This window comes from Endozoicomonas sp. ONNA2, assembly GCF_024606365.1.
GTDB lineage: Bacteria > Pseudomonadota > Gammaproteobacteria > Pseudomonadales > Endozoicomonadaceae > Endozoicomonas.
The window spans coordinates 1-1,044 of record NZ_JAHHPO010001033.1; the positions used below are offsets into that span (position 1 = coordinate 1).

Annotated in this window: 1 protein-coding gene; it reads right to left on the reverse strand. The window is 50.6% G+C overall.

Translation table 11 applies throughout. From position 1 onward, the window contains the following. Nucleotides 1-377, reverse strand: a 377-nt coding sequence (locus tag KDK14_RS18335) for a tRNA-dihydrouridine synthase (protein WP_257266643.1), incomplete at its 3' end; no start/stop codon positions are given. Nucleotides 378-1,044 lie beyond the last annotated feature (667 nt).

Genomic DNA, 1,044 nt, shown 5'->3' on the forward strand with positions numbered 1-1,044 from the left:
GTGCGGATCTTCAGGGTCACCGGAATATCCACCGCCGCCGTTACCGCTTTCAGGATGGATTCCACCAGCTCAATGTCCCGCAGCAGGGCAGAACCGGCCGCCTTGTTGCATACCTTCTTGGCCGGGCAGCCCATGTTGATATCAATGATCTGGGCACCAGACTGCTGGTTCAGCCTGGCCGCTTCGGCCATCTGCTCCGGGTCGCCCCCGGCAATCTGGACAGAGCGCGGTTCGGACTCACAGCTGTGATCCATACGCAGCCTGGACTTTCGGGTATTCCAGAGCTTCCGGTTGCTGGTCACCATCTCCGACACCGCCATGCCTGCACCCATTTTCAGGCAGAGGTTGCGAAACGGACTGTCGGTAACGCCCGCCATGGGTGCCAGTACCACCGGGTTAACGATGGGGTAAGGACCAATCTTCAGCGGTGCGGGCGTTGTAGGTTCTGGCACTTGTTTTTGCAGTTGTTTTGGCAATAGCTGACCTGACAAAAAAGAAAGCCTCAATCTGATGAGTGATGAAATAAAACCGATCATCATACTATCTACATATTTCACGATAAAGTGAAATTGATCAATATTTGTTCAGCTTGATGTGGTGGACTGCCGCTTGCAAAAACCATATCACATGCTAGCTCAGGCCTTCTGTTGCTGATCAATAATAGAGCCAATGGGTTGTTCATTTTTTGATATAGGTCAGCAAGAAAACAGTTCAATACAGGCAAAAGCACTGAATTTGAGCAAATTGTTGATTGGTCGCAGGAAAAGTGGTTGTTTTCAGAGACATGGAAGGACTGTTTTGAACAGTTAAGATCCTGGTTTTTCTGAAGATAAAAAAACACCCGAGCAAGGTCGGGTGTTGTCAGATCAGCTCGTCGGACTGGTCGCTTCAGGTCTATCGTTGGGAGTGTTGTTAACCGCTGGTGGCGGTGGAGGTAGAGCGGGTGACTGATTTTGAGAGTCACCGGGAATTTCAGTCTGTTCCGCTTCAGTTTCTAGCTCGGCTTCACCTTGTGGCTGAATTCCAGTGTTCTGGGCAACGGTT